Source organism: Bradyrhizobium sp. Kon10 (assembly GCF_055807395.1).
Window position 1 is genome coordinate 1 of record NZ_JBVVOZ010000187.1, and the last position, 290, is coordinate 290.

Sequence of the window (290 nt, forward strand, 5' to 3'; positions counted from 1 at the left end):
CTCCGATCATGGAATCCCCGGACATGCAGCCGCCGATCTTTCCGACGAGCGGGCCGGACTACCAGCCGGTGGTGACGCTCCACGGCTGGACGCTGCCGCACCGCATGAATAACGGGGTGAAGGAGTTCCACCTCGTCGCCGAACCCGTCGAGCGGGAGCTGGCGCCCGGAATGACCGCCTATCTGTGGGGCTACAACGGTCAATCCCCCGGTCCGACGATCGAGGCGGTCGAGGGCGACCGGGTCCGCATCTTCGTGACCAACAAGCTCCCCGAGCACACCACCATCCAT

Annotated in this window: 1 protein-coding gene; it reads left to right on the plus strand. The window is 65.9% G+C overall.

The genetic code is table 11. The features are described 5' to 3' along the window. Positions 1-290 (plus strand): multicopper oxidase domain-containing protein (locus tag AC0L2O_RS36645; RefSeq protein WP_473373183.1); only part of this gene is annotated, 290 nt, incomplete at both ends.